Raw genomic sequence first — 17659 nt, 5'->3', positions numbered from 1 at the left:
GGCAGGAGCGGACGCCGCGCCCGTCGATGACTCTTCGGGTGCGGCATCCGCTTCTGGTTCGTTCACGTCCGTGATGGTATCCCGTAGCGTGCGGCTGATCAGTCGAGGACCGTGCTGGTGAGCTGCGAGAGCGGCTCGGCCAGAGCGTTGATCAGGTCGGTGAACTCGCGCTTGTCGGCCTCGGTCAGTTGCGAGTAGCCCACGAAGCCGTCGGCCAGCGAGCCGTGAGCCGCGAGAGATTCCTCGAGCGCGGTGTAACCCGACTCGATCTCCGCGACCAGAGCCTTCCCCTCGTCGCCCTGCGCGACGGCGAAGTCCTGCACGAGCGAGAACGCCATCTTCGACCCTTCGACGTTCGCGGCGAAGTCGTAGAGGTCGGTCCCGGACCACCAGTCCTCCTCCCCGGAGATCTTCCCGGTCGCGACCTCGTCGAGCAGCGCGATGGCGCCGTTCGAGATGCCGCCGATGCCCTGGTCGTCGAGGGCGGTGGTGAAGTCGTCGGAGTGCACGTAGTCGTAGAGCTCCTGCACGTCGGCGAGCAGCAGATCGCCGTAGTCGGCGCGCTCCTCCGGCGTGGACGGCGCCCAGTCCTGCCACGCGGGGGTCTCCCCGTCGGCGTTCAGCGCGTCCTGCGCCGGAACCCACAGGTCCTTCTCGATGCGGTGGAAGCCCGTCCAGTCCAGTCCTTCGGCGACGGCATCGACCTCGCGATAGTCGATGCGCGGGTCGAGGTCACCCAGCGCCTCGGCGACCGGCTCGATGCGCTCGTAGAACGCGCGGGTCTGCGGGAAGAGCGTGCGCGCGGTCTCGTCGTCACCGGACTCGTAGGCGGCGACGAAGTCCTCGACTGCGGGGACGAGCTGCCCGACCTGGTCCTTCACGAACGCACCGTAGAGGTCGACGGCCTTCTGCTTCTGCTCGGCGTCTGGACCTTCCACCGCGACGCGATCCCCGGTCACGGTGAACGCGGTCTTCCCCACGCCATCGCCGATCATCCCCGGCTTGCAGAGAGTGAAGTAGTCACCGGGCTGTGCGACGACCGTGAGCGTGCGCGAGGCGGCCGGCGCGATGTTCTCGACCTCGCCGACGATCCGGAGGCCGTCCTCTGCGAGGAGGTAGAACTCCGTGACCTGAGCGGTGTCGTTCTTGACGTTGAAGGTCAGGGTCCCGCTCTTCGCGGTCGCCGCGGAGACCGCGCAGTCGCTATCGGTCGAGGAGACGTCGAAGGCCGCGGTGGCTCCGGCGTCGCTCTTCGCGACGCAGCCGCTCAGGACGAGAACCGCGGCGCCGGTGGCTGCCAGCGCCCCCAGGATCCGGTGCGAGGTGGTCATGCTGCTCCTTGTGGTGAGAGGGAGGGAGATTCAGACGAGGGCTCCGTCGGGTCCTGCGGCTTCGACGGGCGCTTCGAGCGGAGTCCGCGGACGTAGAGCCATCCGACGACGGAGATGTACGCGACCCAGGCGACGACCTGCATCCAGGTCATCGCGGGCATGAAGCCGACCGTCGCCTGCAGAATCGATGCGAGGGGGCCACCGGGAGCGATCGTCGCCGAGACGTCGAACGCCCACCCGAACGGGAAGGCGGCCCATCCGACAGCCACGCCGCCGGTCACTGCATCGATCGGTGCCAGCGCGGTGAACGGCCCGGGAAGCACACCGGCCTCCTGCAGATCCATCAGCGCGTAGGCGAGCACGCCGGCCGCGACGATCACGAGGAACCCGCCGGTCCAGGCGAAGAAGCGACGCAGATCGAGTCGCAGCGCACCGCGGGAGATCAGCCATCCGACGACCACGGCCGTGAGGAGCCCGAGCAGGGCGCCCATCAGCGCCGAGGGTGCGTCGCCGAAAGACTGGACCATCGACCACAGCAGCAGCGTCGTCTCGATGCCCTCTCGGGCGACGGACACGAAGCCGATCGCGATGAGCGCCCACAGGCCGCCGGCGGTGAGGGCGCGGTCGATGCCACCCTCCAGCGTCGCCTTCATGCTGCGCCCGGCCCGCTGCATCCAGAAGATCATCCAGGTCACCATCGCGACGGCGAGCAGCGACAGGCCGCCACCGATCAGCTCCTGCGCCTGGAACGTGAGTTCGTAGGCCCCGAAGGTGAGCACCGCGCCGATGCCGAGAGCCAGTGCGATCGCGAGTCCGACGCCCGCCCACATCTTCGGGAGAGCGTCCTGCCGTCCGAGACGACGGAGGTAGGCGACGAGGATGCCGACGACGAGTGCGGCTTCGAGGCCCTCGCGGAGCCCGATGAGAAAAGTGGCGAGCACGGAAGAACACTCTCTGGCGGTGACTGAGGTAAGGCAGCCCTTACCGAGGAGACTCTAGCACCGAGATCGACCTCCACCGCACACGAGGGACGGAAGTAACGGAGCGCAACACAGGATCCCACCCCGGTCGACGCGACGTAGCCTCGGTCCATGGCTGAACTCTCGCTCCCCATTCTCGACCTCTCCCAGCTCGACGAAAGCCCCGAGGCCGCGGCACGATTCCGCGACGACCTGCGGGCGGCGACCCACGATGTCGGCTTCTTCTACCTCACCGGCACCGGGATCTCCCCCGCGCTCGAGGCACGGCTCCACCGGGCCGCCCTGGACTTCTTCGCCCTCCCCGAAGAGGACAAGCTGGCCATCGAGAACGTGAACAGCCCGCACTTCCGCGGCTACACGCGCATCGGCGGAGAACGCACCCAGGGGAAGGTCGACTGGCGCGAGCAGATCGACATCGGCCCCGAGCGCGAACCCGTCGACGACGGCCCCGCCTTCAACCGCCTCATCGGGCCGAACCTCTGGCCGTCGGCGCAGCCCGAGCTGCAGGATGTCGTGGCCGAGTGGCACGAGACCCTGTCCGAGGTCGCTCGCAAACTGCTGCGCGCCTGGGCCCAGACCCTCGGCGCCGACGAGTCCTACTTCGACGAGCACTTCGGCGAGCCGTCGACCCTCATCAAGATCGTCCGCTATCCCGGAACGCACGAACCTGAGCCTCAGCAGGGCGTCGGTGCGCACAAGGACTCGGGCGTGCTCACCCTCCTCTGGGTGGAGCCGGGCAAGGGCGGTCTGCAGGTCGAACGCGACGGCACGTGGGTCGACGCTCCCCCGGTGCCCGGAGCTTTCGTCGTGAACATCGGCGAGCTGCTGGAGTACGCGACGGGCGGGTACCTCAAAGCGACGAACCACCGCGTGGTCTCGCCGCAGGCACCGGACGAGCGGATCTCGATCCCGTTCTTCTTCAACCCCGCGCTCGACAAGCGGCTGCCCCTGATCGAGCTGCCCGAGGAGCTGGCCGCCGAAGCGAACGGGGTGACCGATGACCCGAGCAATCCCATCCACGCGCTCTACGGCGAGAACGCCCTCAAGTCACGCTTGCGCGCCCACCCGGATGTCGCCGCGATCCACCACGCCGACCTCGTGAACGCGCCCGCCTGACGCACGGGTCACAACTCCTGCCCGCCGCCGAGAGCGACGATCTGCCGGAGCGCCTGGAGGTGGGCCGCGAAAGCATCGCGGCCCGCCTTTGTCGAACGCACCCACGTGCGCGTGCGACCCCCGACGACGCCCTTGCGCGCGAGCACGTATTCCGCGGTCTGCAGGTGTGCGATCGCCTTGCTCAGCGGCGAATCACCACATTGGAGGATGTCGCGGAGCGCCGGGAAGTCGAACTCCATGCCGTCGCCGAGCGCGGCCATCAACGAGAACCGGATCGGTGAGGCGAAGTTATCGTCCAGCTGCGTGCGCGGGTGCGGCCGGAACCCCGCCTCAGCCACGACCCTCCCGCCCCGGAACGAACGACACCAGGACGAAGAGCACGATCACGACGACACCTCCGACGACACCGGCGAGCCCCGATGCGCTGCCCCCTCCTCCCCCCAGCACGAGAGCCACAGGTATGCCTGCCGCGAGCAAGAATGCCGCCACATGCGGCCACCGCCAGGAAGCACCGATGGCGGGAAGCCCGACGGGTGTGTTGAAGGCGACGATCCAGGCGAGGAGAACCAGCATCACCAGCAGGCTGATCACGCTGCGCAGCACATCGTCCGGCGCCCCCGCGAGCATGGTCAGCACGCCGAGAGCGACGCCGACGAGCAGGGTCCCCCATCGGATCGGAGCGGGCAGGGTGACCCGCGGAGGCCGCGGGGACCGCGCATCTCCGGCCGCGCGGAACAGCTGGAGCACGCCGTAACCGCCGATACCCACCAGGACTATGCCCGCGGGGATCAGCACGACGCCGACCGGGAGACCGGGATCCAACGCGACGAGACCGAAAACGACGACAGCGCCGACGAGAACCACGACTTCGCCGAGGATGAGCGGCCACCGGGAAGCGCTCCAGCGCCACTGCATCCCATTGCGTTGCGCCATCCCGCTCGCCAGCTGCCCCCACACCAGAAAGGTGAACAGGATCACCTGGGAGGCGTGGACATCGCTCTGCCGGAGGATGAGCGCGAACGCGACGAGATACCCGGCCGTGATCACCGCATTGGCGATCTGGAGCCCGGCGAGCGCACGTCGGTCGACGGCGCGGCCTCGGCGCTCCACCACCGCGTCCGCTGCGGCCAGATACCGGCGCGCGATGTCGGCATCCGGCGGCACGAGAGCGTCGTGACCGGGAATCGGCTTCTGCTGCATGTCGGGCCTCCCCCACTTTCCTTGTGGAAAGCTCTCTACTTTCCTATCGGAAAGCGAGTGGGGAATCAACCCTCGGACATGACGAAGGCCGCCCCACACCGTGGGGCGGCCTTCTCAAGAATGTTCTGCGCGATTGAACGCAGGATCGCAGTGCCTTAGCGGCGGAGTCCGAGACGCTCGATCAGCGAGCGGTAGCGCGCGATGTCGATGTCCTGGAGGTAGCCGAGAAGACGACGGCGCTGACCGACGAGCAGGAACAGCCCACGACGCGAGTGGTGGTCGTGCTTGTGCTCCTTGAGGTGCTCGGTGAGGTCCTTGATGCGCTGCGTCAGCATTGCGACCTGCACCTCGGGGGATCCGGTGTCACCGGGGTGCGTCGCGTACTCTTCGATGATCGCCTTCTTGACGTCTGCTTCCAGTGCCATAGATTCGATCCCCTCTCTGCTTGTTGCGCGGCGCCCGACGCCTGATACGTGGGCTCTCTTTATCCGCGGCCGATCAAACGGCAACCTGACGAGTCTACCAGCCGACAACCGCCCTCGGTGACACCGGCGGCGGAGCGAGTCCGTCAGGGTCAACTAGTCTCGAAACGTGCAGAAGAAGTTCGAGGAGTGAGCGCCCGCCGCGGTCATCTGATCGACCTCTCCCCCTTGAAGTCCAGTCCGGCGTTCGCCCGGATGTGGATCGGGTCGACACTCGCCGGCATCGGCGGCCAGCTCACCATCGTCACGGTGATGCTGCACGTGTTCGCCCTGACGCAGAACACCTTCGCGGTCTCGATGATCGCCGTGGCCGGACTCGTGCCGATGATCCTCGCCGGCCTGTACGGCGGCATGCTCGCCGATGCGTTCGACCGACGCCGGGTGGCACTGATCGCGGCGACCATCACTTTCGTCTCCACCGCCCTGCTCGCGGCTCTCACCTGGACGGGTATGGAGACCATCTGGTGGCTGTATGCGCTGAGCATGATCAACTCCGCCGCCAATTCGGTGGGCATGGCCACGCGCACGGCGATAGTGCCGCGGCTCATCCCCCGTGAGAAGCTCGCCGCAGCATCCGCGCTGAACGGTGTGGCCTTCGGGCTGACGGTCATGGCCGGACCCGCGCTGGCGGGCCTCCTCGTCGCCCTCGCCGGCTACGGCTGGACGTACACGATCGACGTCGTGCTCATGCTGTCGATGTTCCTGGGACTGTGGACGCTCCCGGCGCTGCGGCCGGAGGGAGAGATCGTCCGCCCCGGCCTCGAGTCGCTGGTGGACGGCTGGCGCTTCCTCCGCAGAGCAGGCAACATCCGGATGCAGTACATCATCGACATCATCGCGATGACGTTCGGGCAGCCGCTCGTCCTCTTCCCCGCGCTCGGCACGGTGCTGCTGGGCGGCGGAGCGCTCACGACCGGCATCCTCACCGCCGCGGTGGCGGTGGGCACCTTCGCGTCGAGCCTGTTCTCCGGTCGCGTCGTGCAGTACCGCTGGCATGGCCGCGGCATCGCCCGGGCCGTGGAGGCCTATGGCGCGTCGATCCTGCTGTTCGGGATCGTGCTGCTCGTCGGCGCGTTCTCGTCACCCGCGACCGAGACGGCTCCCCACATCGGGTTGATCGTCGCCGCCTGCGTCGCCCTCGCCCTGTCCGGTGCGTCCGACAACGTCAGCTCGATCTACCGGAACACCATGATGCAGGCCGCCGTACCCGACTCGATGCGCGGACGCCTCCAGGGCCTGTTCATCGTCGTGGTCGCCGGCGGGCCCCGCGTCGGGGCGCTGTACGCGGGCACGCTGGCGACGCTCACGACCCTCTGGTTCCCTCCCCTGCTCGGTGGAGTGCTGGTCATCGCCCTCGTCGCCGCGCTCGCGCAGCGCAACCGCCGTTTCCACGACTACGACGCAGAGAACCCCGAGCCCTGACGGGCCCGGGGTCCGGACGATGCTCCGTGGAGGTCAGTCCTGCTGCAGAGCGCCCTGCAGGTCGAGGCTGATCGTGACATCCTTGCCGACGAGCACGCCGCCGGTCTCGAGCGCGGCGTTCCAGGTGAGGCCGAAGTCCTCGCGGTTGATGACGGTCTTGGCAGAGGCGCCGGCCTTGTAGTTGCCGTAGGGGTCGGTGCCGAAGCCGCCGAAGTCGAGCTCGAAGCTGACCGGCTTGGTGACGCCGCGGATGGTGAGGTCGCCGTCGACGTACAGGTCGTCGCCCTTGACGTGCGCACCGGTGGAGACGAACTCCATGGTCGGGAAGTTCTCGGTGTCGAAGAAGTCCGCCGAGCGCAGGTGCGCGTCGCGACCCTCGTCGTTGGTGTCGATGGAGGTCACGTCGACCGTGGCCTCGACCTTGGCGTCCAACGGGTTCTCCGGAGCGATCAGGGTCGCGCTCTTCACACCGAAGGTGCCGCGCACCTTCGAGATCATCATGTGGCGCACGCTGAAGGTGACCTCGCTGTGCGAAGGGTCCAGGACCCAGGTGCCGGGACGGTAGCCGGGGATGTCGATGCTGGTCATTGCTTCTCCTCTGGAGACTTCAGCCGCTGCTGCGGCAAGGGACAGGGGCCGCGTCGCCGCGACCACTGTGACAACTTACATTCATTCGCATGTATTCCCCTGAATGAAGAAACTCTTCCCGCACATGCCGCGAGGCGCCTCCCTCCCGGAGAAGAGAGACGCCTCGTGGAAGAGACCGATGTCAGCCGACGGCGACCAGATCGATGATGAAGATCAGCGTCTTGCCGGAGAGGAAGTGCCCGCCGCCGACCGGGCCGTAGGCGAGATGCGGCGGGATGATCAGCTCGCGGCGACCGCCGACCTTCATGCCGGGGATCCCGTCCTGCCACCCCTGGATCAGGCCGCGCAGCGGGAACTGGATCGTCTCGCCACGGCCCCACGAGGAGTCGAACTCCTCGCCGGAGTCGAACTCGACGCCGGCGTAGTGGACCGTGACGGTGTCGCCGGGCTTCGCCTCGGCGCCGTCGCCCTCGATGATGTCGCGGACGACGAGCTCCGCCGGAGCGGGAGTGCTGGGGGCTTCGAACTCAGGCTTTGTGCGTTCAGTCATGTCTCCATCAAACCCGAGGCCGACGGACCCGGTCAACGCACGCACACCTGCTCACAGCGAACACCTCATGCCCTCGCCGGCGAACCTCGGCAAGAAGCTCTTGACACTCATGCAGGGCCGGGTGCACCCTGATTACAGATCAACTCAGCGCCCGGGAGACTCGCAGGCATCGCCGCAGCACCGGGCGCTGAGTCTTGTCCTGGAGCGATTCCCGGCCCCTCACTCGACGTATCCTGCGAGGAGCTCGGCGATCTCCACCGGTCGGCTCAGCATCGCGCAGTGTCCGCCGGGCAGCTCATCCGCGACCACTCCCAGGCGCGTCTCGGCGAGGTCGCGCAGGAATGCGGCAGGGAAGAAGCGATCGTCGGCGAACAGCACGAATCTCGTCGGCACGTCGGGCCACGCCGCCAGAGGCCACGGCCTCTCCATCGCCGCCTGCGACGGATGCGCCCGCTCCCGTCGGAGCGCCTCCTCTGCCAGCTCGTGCGGAACCCCGTTGTAGAAACTGACGAGGGGGTCGTCGTTCCCGGTCAACCCGCCGTCCCGCGCCGACTGGGCGGCAGATGCCGTGACGTATCCCGAGTTCGCCCACCACTGATCCGGGGACTCGCCCGGGGACGGGATCATCCCCGCCATCAGGACGAGGAGATCGGCGGAGAGGCGCTCGGCGACCAGCGGCGCGGTGAAGGCCCCGAAGGAATGACCCACGACCACCACCCCCGCCTGCGCACCCACCAGCTCCGCAACCGCGTCGGCGTAGTCGTCGAGAGTGAGCGTGTCGTCGTCGGCGGGAAGGTCGGGCGCGAACACCTCCTGCCCGCGCGCTCGCAGCTCAGCGGCGACCAGATGCCAGGACCATCCGACATCTCCGCCACCGTGGATCACGACGAAGGTGCTCATCCGCCACCGCCTTCCCTCCGAGAAGGGTACGCCGTCGCGTGTCGCGTCAGTACGCCAGAAGGGCCGCCCTGGTCGCCCTGGTGCGGATCAGGAGCGCGCGCTCGTCATCCACGGCCATGGGGTCGCGGCCGGTGATCGCCCGCTGACGGACAGCGGCGAGCTCGGTCGCCTCTTTGATGAAGGCGCGCATCAGCGGACGACGGTCCCCCCGCAGCTGCGACGCCCAGGCGAGTCCGACCTTGCGCCCGGCAGGGGTGGCGAGCATGGTGACCTCCTCGGGCGTGAACCATCCGGCCGCGGCGTAGTCCTCGAGGCGGGCACGGGTGAGTCGGGCCTCCTCACGACGCAACGCGACGATGCACAGGATGAATCCGATGAAGAGCGGCACCTGAAGGGTGAAGTAGAGACCGAAGAAGTCGGCGAACGTCGCCGAGCCGTTCCAGAGGGCGTGGAGCAGGATCGCCCCGACCACCCCCACCGCGCCAGCACCGAGCGCGGCCTTCGCGGAGCCGTGACGCCGAGCGACGAGGCCGATCGCGAAGCCGGTGATCGCGGTGAACATGGCATGAGCGAAGGGCGAGAAGAGCCCGCGCACCACGAACGTGACGGTCAGCTGCTCGCCGCCACCCTCGATGAGGCTCACCCCGAAGTACTGGATGTTCTCGGTGAAGGCGAAACCCGCCCCGACCAGCGCGCCGTACACGATGCCGTCGACAGGGCCGTCGAAAGCTCGTCGGGCGAGCAGGAAGATGAGGAAGACGCCGAGCCCCTTCCAGAGCTCCTCGACGATAGGCGCCTGCACGACGGCGGTGAACTCCTCGGAGCGGATGTCGAGCAGGAGGGTCAGCGCGGTGTCGACGAGAAGGGTGAGCCCGACGGCCGCGACGGCGCCCCATGCGATGGCGAACGCCACCAGCCGCTTGGGCTCGGGCTCCCACCGATCGATCAGGCGCACGCCCAGGAACACGATGGTCAGAGGGATGAGCGCGAGCACCAGCCCCACGACGGAAGCGAACGATCCGAGCGCCCAGACGAAGTAGCCGACGAGGGCGATCAGGAGGAAGCCGAGCACCCCGAAGAGCCAGAGCGACACCGTGCGCCCTTTCCTCGTCGGAACGGGCAGCGCCGGGAGCGACTCCGCCGGTGACGGGGCGACGGGAGCCGGCGGCGTGTAGGGGGTCGGCTGCGCGAGGGACGATGCATACCCCGTGACGGAGGTGCGGGCCGCGGGCGCCGAGACCTGGCTCGCGTACGGCGCGGGCGCGAAGGCTTGCGGCGGTACCGGCTGCGGGGCCTGCTGCGGCGGTACCTGCTGCGGCGGTGTCGACGGCAACGGCGGTGCCGGCGGAGGCGCATACGGCGAGGGCTGCTGCGGCTGGGACGGTCCTCCGGAACTCATAGGCAAAGCTTATGGGCACAACGCCGGGCACCCGGATATGGCGACCCCCTCCACCCGGCGACCTGCACCCACCCGGTAGCGTAGAAGCATGCGGTTCGCTCACCTGCGCCGTCCCGACTCCCCTCTCGCGGTTCTCGCCGTCGTGGAGGGCTCGGACGCCGTCCTCGTCTCTGATCTCCTGACCGACCCTCCTGCCACGCTGCAGCAGCTGATCGAGAGAGGGGACGATGGTCTCGACGCACTGCGCCGCGCTCTGGCGGACACCACCGCGCCGCGGCATCCGCTCGCGGGATGGGCGTTCGCCTCGGCCGTGCTCGCTCCGCCCGCGGTCCTGGCCGTCGGCCTCAACTACGCCGCGCACTCGAGTGAGCTCGGTCTCAAGACCGATGCCGCCCCGACCGTCTTCACGCTCTGGCCGAACTCGCTCACCGGACACGACCAGACCACATCCTGGCCGCGCACGCTGAGTGAGGCCGTCGACTACGAGGCCGAGCTCGGCGTGCTCATCGGCTCGCCTGCGAAGGACGTCGCCGAGGCTGATGCGCTGTCGCACGTCTGGGGATACACGGTGGTCAACGACATCACCGCCAGGAACATCCAGTTCTCCGAGGCTCAGTGGTCACGCTGCAAGTCGTTCGACGGATTCACCCCGACCGGACCGTTCGCGGTGACCGCGGATGAGATCGCCGACCCGCAGGACCTGCACATCTGGACCGTCGTCGACGGTCACACCGTGCAGGATGCGAGCACCGATCAGATGGTGCGCTCGGTGGCGAAGCTGATCGCGCACCTCTCGCAGTCGCTCACGCTGCTCCCCGGCACCCTCATCTCGACCGGCAGCCCCGGCGGTGCCGGCTACTCGCGCGACCCGCAGATCTTCCTTCGCGACCGGTCCACCGTCACGGTGGGCATCGACGGCATCGGCGAGCTCACCACCCACTGCCGCATCACCGACTGACTTCACGGATAGACGAAGGGGACGGATGCGGTGCATCCGTCCCCTTCGTCTATCCGTCTGTGAGATCAGATCTCGATCAGGTCTTCCGGTGAGATCACCGGGATCGCGGCCGTGATGGTCTCGAGTCCCGAAAGTCGCGCCGGCGAGAGCTGTTTGACGACCTCGTCGCGCGACATGAGACCGGCCTCCACCACGAGGTCGGCCACGCTGCGGTTGGTCAGCAGTGCGGTCTTCGCGAGAGCGGCCGCCGCGGCGTAGCCGATGAACGGGGTCAGCGCCGTGATGACTCCGACCGAGGCACCGACCATCGCGCCGAGGCGGTCGCGGTTCGCGGTGATGCCGTCGACGCAGTTCACTCGCAGAGTCCACATCGCCTGACGCATCCAGGTGATCGACTGGAAGATCGAATGCGCGATGACCGGCTCGAAGGCGTTCAGCTGCAGCTGTCCAGCCTCCGCCGCCATCGTCACCGTCATGTCCGCACCGGCGACGGCGAACGCCACCTGGTTCACGACCTCGGGGATGACCGGATTGACCTTGCCGGGCATGATGCTGGAGCCCGCCTGCATGGCAGGAAGGTTGATCTCGCCGAGACCCGCCTGCGGGCCGGACGAGAGAAGACGGAGGTCGTTGCAGATCTTCGACAGCTTCATCGCGTTGCGCTTGAGAGTCGACGAGAACGACATGAACGAGCCGGTGTCGCTGGTGGCCTCGACGAGGTCACCGGCAGTGCGGAGGTCGAGCGACGTGATCTCGCGCAGGTGCTTGAGCACGGCGGGTGCGTAACCGGGGTGGGTGGTGATCCCGGTGCCGATCGCGGTGGCGCCCATGTTGATCTCGAACATCAGCGAGGCGTTCTCGGTGAGACGGGTGTGGTCGTAGCCGAGCGTCGTGGCGAAGCCGTTGAACTCCTGCCCCAGCGTCATCGGCACGGCGTCCTGCAGCTGCGTGCGCCCCACCTTCAGCACATCGTGGAACTCGCGCGATTTGCCCAGGAACGACAGCCGCAGCAGGTCGAGCTCCTCGAGCAGCGAGCGCAGGGTCAGCGAGAGGCCGATCTTCACCGCGGTCGGGTACACGTCGTTCGTGGACTGGCTGCGGTTGGTGTGGTCGATCGGCGAAAGGAAGGCGTAGTCGCCCTTCTCGCGGCCCGCCATCTCGAGCGCGATGTTGGTGATGACCTCGTTCGCGTTCATGTTGGTCGACGTGCCGGCTCCACCCTGGATGACGCCGACCGTGAACTGCTCGTGGAACTCGCCGTCGATCACGCGCTGAGCCGCCCGGTCGATCAGGTCCGCCCGCTCCGGGTCGAGCACGCCGATCTCGCGGTTCGCACGGGCGCTGGCCTGCTTGACCATCGCGAGGCCGACCACGAGGTCGGGATACACCGAGATGGGCCGCTTCGTGATCGGGAAGTTCGCGTCGGCGCGGGCGGTGTGGATCCCCCAGTATGCGTCGACGGGAATCTCCATGTTCCCGAGCGAATCGGTCTCGGTGCGGGTCAGGGTAGGCGCGGCAGAAGCCATGTCACATCCTCGTGGGTCGTGGCGGGTGAGAAGGGTGGGGGATGTCTTCAGTCTACGCCGCTCAGCGTGCGGGTTTGCGGGAGAAGGCTTCGAGTCGCCCTTCCGGGTCGAGCTTCGCCATGCGCTCCAGCCAGGCCTCGGAGAAGTAGTCGCCGGTGTCGGCACCGGTCACCGGAACCACGGTGTGGGTGATCGTGTCGGGGTACACGTGCACGAGCTGGAACGCCTGAGCGGCGTCCATTCCGTTGACCTCGGCAGACGGGAGCGCGACGTTCATGGTGTAGCACGTCGCCGATGCCACGCTCACCGGCACGCCGGCGAAGGTGCCGTGCGAGGAGTAGTGCAGATGCCCGGCGAGGATGCCTCGGACGTCGCTGCCGCGGACGACGGCGGCGAGCTCGTCCTGATGTCGCAGCTCCAGGATGTCGAACAGCGGGAGGTGGCTCGGAAGAGGCGGATGATGCATTGCGAGCAGGGTGCCGTGCGGGGCCGGCTCGGCGAGGACCTCCGCGAGCCAGGAGAGCTGACCGTCATCGAGATCCCCGTGATGCCAGCCCGGGACACTCGTGTCCAGCGCCACGAGTCGGAGACCCTCGAGGTCCCAGACACCGGTCACAGGCTCCTCGGTCGGAGCCAGATCGAGCAGCCCCTCACGCAGCGCCGGACGTTCGTCGTGGTTTCCCGCCACCCAGATCACCGGGGCGCCGAGTTCCGCCGCGACCGGCTCGACCGCCGCGCGCAGACGGCGATACGCGTCGGGCTCGCCGAGGTCGGCCAGGTCACCCGTGACGACGATCGCCGTCGGATGCGGATGCACCGCGCGGATCGCGTCGAGCGTGCGGTCGAAGTTCGCCTCGACGTCGTAGCGTCCGCCCAGGCGCGCTCCCCCCGCGAGGAAATGCGGGTCGCTGACGTGGATGAGCACGTGCGACGCGGGCTCGTGCCTGCCGAAGACGTACGGACTGCCGGTTCCTGCGGACATGGCCTCAGCCTATTGCCGCACCGGCAGCGGCGGACGCGACCCGCGCTCGCCCTCCGAGGTCAGTGACCGACGACGAGGAGCAGGATGCCGCTCACCACGGCAGCGGCGCAGAGCGCGAAACAGCCGTAAGCGCCGACCAGGGCCACCGTCTTCTGGCCCTCGGTCAGCGGGCTCTTGCGTGCCGCCTTCGCCGCCTGCTTCTCGGCGCGCTTGAGTTCCTTCTCCGTGATCACGGTGATGGCGTCCGTGAACTCTGCAGGACTCACCACAGGGGCCCGCCCGCTGCGCACGAGCAGTCGGAGTCCCAGCGCGTAGAACGTGACGATGGCGGCGGCGCCGATGAGGGCTGCCGCGAACACCTGGAGGAAGGCGACCCAGTCGATCACGACGTTCATTCGGACTCCCCGTTCCGGTCGGCGTCGGGCTTCGTCGTCGAGGCCGCAGCCTTCGAGGAGCCGGCACCGGCCTTGGCCTCCGCCTTCTTGGCCTTCTTCTTCTCGGCTTTCTTCTCGGCGTCCTTCTTCGCCTGAGCCTTCGCCTGAGCCTTCGCCTGCTCGCGCGCCTCGGCACGGGCCCTGGCCTCGGCCTTGGCCTGCTCGATGCGCTGCTGACGGCGCGTCGGCGGAGGCGTATCGGGGAGTTCGACGGCCCTGCCGGACTCGGCGACGTCACTCATGGCGTTCGCCGGGGTGACGGCATTGCGACGCGAGCGCATGAAGAGGCCGAGGATGATCACCAGGGCGATCACGGCATCGATCGCCACTCCCCAGTTGCCCAGCCAGACCACCAGCAGCGCCGCGAGAGCGCCTACGCCTCCGGCAGCGGGAAGTGTCAGCAGCCAGCCGACTCCGATGCGACCGGCGGTCCGCCAGCGCACGGTGGACCCGCGGCGGCCGAGGCCCGAGCCGATAACCGAACCGGACGCGACCTGCGTGGTGGAGAGGGCGAAGCCGAGGGCGCTGGAGGCGAGGATGGTGGCCGCGGTCGAGCTCTCCGCAGCGAAGCCCTGCGCGGGCTTGACGTCGGTCAGCCCCTTGCCGAGGGTGCGGATGATGCGCCATCCGCCGAGGTAGGTGCCGAGGGCGATGGTGAAGGCACACGCGACGATGACCCACAGCTCGGGCTCGTGATGGGCGCCGGACTGCCAGCCGATCGTGATCATCGCGAGGGTGATCACTCCCATCGTCTTCTGCGCATCGTTGGTCCCATGGGCGAGCGCGACGAGGGACGACGTGAAGATCTGGCCCCATCGGAAGCCGTCGCGGCCGTCGGGCTTCCCGTCGTAGCGACGGGTGACCGAGTAGGCGATCTTCGTCGCGGCGAACGCGATCAGCCCTGCCGTGACAGGGGCGATCAGGGCGGGGAGCACGATCTTCGAGAGCACCATGCCGAAGTCGATGCCCCCGATCCCCGCACCGACCAGAGTGGCGCCGATGAGTCCGCCGAAGAGCGCGTGCGACGAGCTCGAAGGCAGCCCCAGGAGCCATGTGAGCATGTTCCAGGTGATCGCGCCGATGAGACCGGCGAAGATCAACGAGAGGAACAGATCGGCTCCCGCGGAGATGATCGCATCCTCGCGGATGATGCCGCCCGAGATGGTCTTGGAGACCTCGGTGGACAGGAAGGCGCCGACGAGGTTCAGCACTGCGGCGAGGAGGACGGCGGTCTTGGGCTTCAGCGCGCCGGTGGCGATCGGCGTCGCCATGGCATTCGCCGTGTCGTGAAAGCCGTTGGTGAAGTCGAAGAAGAGTGCCAGCGCGATGACAAGCACGACGATGAGGGCTGCGGTTTCCACCGTTCGCTTTCGGTCGTTTGAGGAAGAAGGAGATGTCGACGAGATCGACGTGACGAACGAAGAGTTCACCGTGGGTTTGACTTCCGTTAACCGGCCCCGGTGAATTCTCCCACCCTCCCCCGTGCCGGTCAACTCGACCTGGGATAGCGTGAGACGGTGACTGACGCCCCTGCCGCCGACCGCCGCTCGACCCTCCGCACCCATCACGGTGACACCTTCGAGGATCCCTACGAATGGCTTCGTGCCAAGGAATCCGCCGAGGTCATCTCCCACCTCGAAGCGGAGAACGCCCACACAGACGCCGAGACGGCGCACCTCGCCGATCTGCGCGAGAGACTCTTCCAGGAGATCAAGGGCCGTGTCCAGGAGACGGACCTGTCCGTCCCCACTCGCCGAGGGGACTGGTGGTACTACAGCCGCAGCGAGGAGGGGGCCCAGTACGGCATCCACTGCCGCGCCGCTGCCGCCCCGGAAGACTGGACTCCCCCGCGTCTCGAGCCAGGAGTCGCGGTTCCGGGAGAGATCGTGCTCCTCGACGGCAATGTCGAATCGGAAGGACACGACTTCTTCTCGCTCGGCGCTTTCGACACGTCTGACGACGCCACGAAGCTGCTCTGGTCCACCGATTTCGAGGGTGACGAGCTCTACACCGTGCACGTGCGCGACCTCGCCACGGGCACCACGCTCGACGACGAGATCCCGAACACGGGCGGCGCCTTCTTCACGCCCGACGGCACCGGGGTGCTCTACACGACCCGTGACGAGGCGTGGCGCCCCGACACCCTGTGGCTGCACCGCCTCGGCACGCCGGTGTCGGACGACGTGCGGCTCTTCCACGAGCCGGACGAGAAGTTCTGGCTCGGGGCAGGGATCACCCGCAGCCGCCGGTATCTGGTCATCGCGGTCGGCTCGAGCATCACGAGCGAGGAGTACCTCGTCGATCTGACCGGCGAGCTCACCGCTGAGCCGCAGCTGGTCTGGCCGCGTCGCGAAGGCGTCGAGTATTCCGTCGAGCACGCGGTCGTGGGCGGCGAGGACCGGTTGCTCGTGCTGCACAACGACGGAGCCCTCGACTTCGAGCTCGTGTCGGTCGCCGCCGCGGACCCCCGGGGATCGCGGCACGTGGTGGTGGCGCACGAACAGGGCAGACGCCTGCTGGGTGTGGACGCGTTCCGCGACTTCGCCACCGTGGAGTACCGCAGCGAAGGACTCGAACGCGTCGGCCTGCTCGACTACGAGACGGATGTCGTCGACGAGCTGGCCTTCGACGAGCCGCTCTACTCCGCCGGAGTGAGCGGGAACCCCGAATGGCACTCCCCGTTCCTGCGCCTGGGATACACGTCGTTCGTGACGCCGGGGACCGTGTACGACCTCGACCTCGCGACCCGCGAGCTCGTGCTGCGCAAGCAGGTGCCGGTGCTGGGTGGATACGACCCCGCCGACTACGGGCAGAGGCGTGAGTGGGCGACCGCTGCGGACGGCGTCCGCGTGCCGATCTCGCTCGTCTGGAAGCGCTCGTTCGGCGAACCCGGGGACGAGGCACGGCCGGTGCACCTGTACGGGTACGGCTCGTACGAGCACTCCATCGATCCCGGCTTCTCGGTCGCACGCCTCTCCGAGCTGGACAGGGGTGTGATCTTCGCGGTGGCGCACGTCCGCGGAGGAGGAGAGATGGGGCGACAGTGGTACGAGGACGGCAAGCTCCTCCACAAGCGCAACACCTTCACGGACTTCGTCTCCTGCGGCGAGCACCTGGTCGAGACCGGGGTCACGGTACCGAGTCTCATGGTGGCCGAGGGCGGCAGCGCCGGGGGCCTGCTGATGGGGGCGGTGACGAACCTCGCGCCCGGGCTCTTCGCCGGCATCCTCGCCGGGGTGCCTTTCGTGGACGCCCTGACCACGATCCTCGACCCGTCGCTGCCGCTGACCGTGATCGAGTGGGACGAATGGGGCGACCCCCTCCACGACCCGGATGTCTACGCCTACATGAAGTCGTACAGCCCGTACGAGAATGTCCGAGACGGCGTCGAGTACCCGCGGATCCTCGCCGTCACATCCCTGAACGACACCCGTGTGCTCTACGTGGAGCCCGCGAAGTGGGTCGCCCGTCTACGCGAAGCCGGGGCGAAGGACGTGCTCCTCAAGTGCGAGATGGTCGCCGGGCACGGCGGCGTGAGCGGGCGCTACAACTCTTGGAAGGAGCGGGCCTTCGAACTCGCCTGGATCCTCGAGACGCTCGGCCTCGCCGACGCCTGAGCGCCGGACCTCCTGGTGTGAGCGCCCGTTCGTGGGCGCCACATCAGGCGATCACGTCAGAACAGTCCAGGTTCTGCACCGGCACAAGACGCACACCTGAGAACCCGCGGCTGTTTCACCGCGCGACCCGGGCGCGATTCGACGCGCGACATAGAGCACGCGAGATCAGGCGAA

General features: G+C 68.0%; 17 protein-coding genes. 4 read left to right on the top strand and 13 right to left on the bottom strand.

The features are described from left to right. Positions 1–98: 98 nt before the first annotated feature. Together efeO and efeU are read right to left on the bottom strand one after the other, a co-directional pair. Complete coding sequence (gene efeO / locus DW307_RS01245; protein WP_136023708.1) at positions 99–1331, bottom strand: iron uptake system protein EfeO; 1233 nt, start codon at positions 1329–1331, stop codon at positions 99–101. Continuing rightward, positions 1328–2272 (bottom strand): iron uptake transporter permease EfeU, encoded by a 945-nt coding sequence (efeU, locus tag DW307_RS01240; RefSeq protein WP_029265548.1) that lies wholly within the window; start codon positions 2270–2272, stop codon positions 1328–1330. The genes efeO and efeU overlap by 4 nt, the downstream gene beginning before the upstream one ends. Before the next feature lie 150 nt (positions 2273–2422). Between efeU and DW307_RS01235 the strand changes: the two genes are divergently transcribed. Beyond that, a complete protein-coding gene (locus DW307_RS01235; RefSeq protein ID WP_029258995.1) occupies positions 2423–3427 on the top strand; it encodes an isopenicillin N synthase family dioxygenase in 1005 nt (334 codons plus the stop codon). A gap of 8 nt (positions 3428–3435) precedes the next feature. Here the strand turns inward: DW307_RS01235 and DW307_RS01230 are convergent, their stop codons facing one another. The 3 genes from DW307_RS01230 to rpsO form a co-directional block, all read right to left on the bottom strand. Further along, positions 3436–3765: a transcriptional regulator gene (locus DW307_RS01230; protein ID WP_021198603.1), complete on the bottom strand. Its 330-nt coding sequence runs from the start codon at positions 3763–3765 to the stop codon at positions 3436–3438. Beyond that, positions 3758–4627 (bottom strand): hypothetical protein, encoded by an 870-nt coding sequence (locus tag DW307_RS01225; protein WP_136023707.1) that lies wholly within the window; start codon positions 4625–4627, stop codon positions 3758–3760. The genes DW307_RS01230 and DW307_RS01225 overlap by 8 nt, the downstream gene beginning before the upstream one ends. Positions 4628–4782: 155 nt before the next feature. Continuing rightward, positions 4783–5052, bottom strand: coding sequence for a 30S ribosomal protein S15 (rpsO, locus tag DW307_RS01220; protein ID WP_017830938.1), 270 nt, complete (start codon positions 5050–5052; stop codon positions 4783–4785). 186 nt (positions 5053–5238) lie between these two features. Here rpsO and DW307_RS01215 point away from each other — a divergent pair, with 186 nt between their 5' ends. After that, complete coding sequence (locus tag DW307_RS01215) at positions 5239–6531, top strand: MFS transporter (RefSeq protein ID WP_136023706.1); 1293 nt, start codon at positions 5239–5241, stop codon at positions 6529–6531. A 33-nt stretch (positions 6532–6564) separates the two neighbouring features. Here the strand turns inward: DW307_RS01215 and DW307_RS01210 are convergent, their stop codons facing one another. From DW307_RS01210 to DW307_RS01195, 4 genes are all read right to left on the bottom strand, one after another. After that, the gene (locus DW307_RS01210) at positions 6565–7119 is read right to left on the bottom strand and encodes a YceI family protein (protein WP_029265550.1); all 555 of its coding nucleotides are present in this window, start codon (positions 7117–7119) and stop codon (positions 6565–6567) included. A 181-nt stretch (positions 7120–7300) separates the two neighbouring features. Further along, positions 7301–7669, bottom strand: coding sequence for an FKBP-type peptidyl-prolyl cis-trans isomerase (locus DW307_RS01205; RefSeq protein WP_021198599.1), 369 nt, complete (start codon positions 7667–7669; stop codon positions 7301–7303). 219 nt (positions 7670–7888) lie between these two features. Then, positions 7889–8569 carry an alpha/beta fold hydrolase gene (locus tag DW307_RS01200; protein WP_136023705.1) on the bottom strand — a complete coding sequence of 227 codons (681 nt, stop codon included), beginning with the start codon at positions 8567–8569 and terminating at the stop codon, positions 7889–7891. A gap of 46 nt (positions 8570–8615) precedes the next feature. Then, on the bottom strand, positions 8616–9968 hold the full coding sequence (locus DW307_RS01195; RefSeq protein ID WP_240750434.1) for a PrsW family intramembrane metalloprotease: 1353 nt from the start codon (positions 9966–9968) through the stop codon (positions 8616–8618). An 88-nt stretch (positions 9969–10056) separates the two neighbouring features. Between DW307_RS01195 and DW307_RS01190 the strand changes: the two genes are divergently transcribed. Further along, complete coding sequence (locus tag DW307_RS01190) at positions 10057–10926, top strand: fumarylacetoacetate hydrolase family protein (protein ID WP_021198596.1); 870 nt, start codon at positions 10057–10059, stop codon at positions 10924–10926. Positions 10927–10991: 65 nt separating this feature from the next. Here DW307_RS01190 and DW307_RS01185 read toward each other — a convergent pair whose 3' ends face one another. The 4 genes from DW307_RS01185 to DW307_RS01170 all read right to left on the bottom strand — a co-directional run bounded on the left by DW307_RS01185 (position 10992) and on the right by DW307_RS01170 (position 15229). Further along, a complete protein-coding gene (locus tag DW307_RS01185; RefSeq protein WP_136023704.1) occupies positions 10992–12452 on the bottom strand; it encodes an aspartate ammonia-lyase in 1461 nt (486 codons plus the stop codon). A gap of 61 nt (positions 12453–12513) precedes the next feature. Next, a complete protein-coding gene (locus DW307_RS01180; RefSeq protein ID WP_136023703.1) occupies positions 12514–13434 on the bottom strand; it encodes a phosphodiesterase in 921 nt (306 codons plus the stop codon). A gap of 59 nt (positions 13435–13493) precedes the next feature. Next, positions 13494–13829, bottom strand: coding sequence for a hypothetical protein (locus tag DW307_RS01175; RefSeq protein WP_021199417.1), 336 nt, complete (start codon positions 13827–13829; stop codon positions 13494–13496). Then, on the bottom strand, positions 13826–15229 hold the full coding sequence (locus tag DW307_RS01170; RefSeq protein WP_021199416.1) for an inorganic phosphate transporter: 1404 nt from the start codon (positions 15227–15229) through the stop codon (positions 13826–13828). The genes DW307_RS01175 and DW307_RS01170 overlap by 4 nt, the downstream gene beginning before the upstream one ends. A gap of 156 nt (positions 15230–15385) precedes the next feature. On the opposite strand from DW307_RS01170, the gene DW307_RS01165 reads away from it, so the two are divergent. Then, positions 15386–17485, top strand: coding sequence for a S9 family peptidase (locus tag DW307_RS01165; protein WP_136023702.1), 2100 nt, complete (start codon positions 15386–15388; stop codon positions 17483–17485). The last annotated feature ends 174 nt before the right edge of the window (positions 17486–17659 follow it).

The organism is Microbacterium sp. K27 (assembly GCF_004794435.1).
GTDB lineage: Bacteria > Actinomycetota > Actinomycetes > Actinomycetales > Microbacteriaceae > Microbacterium > Microbacterium maritypicum_A.
This window is presented reverse-complemented; position numbering and strand designations above follow the sequence as displayed.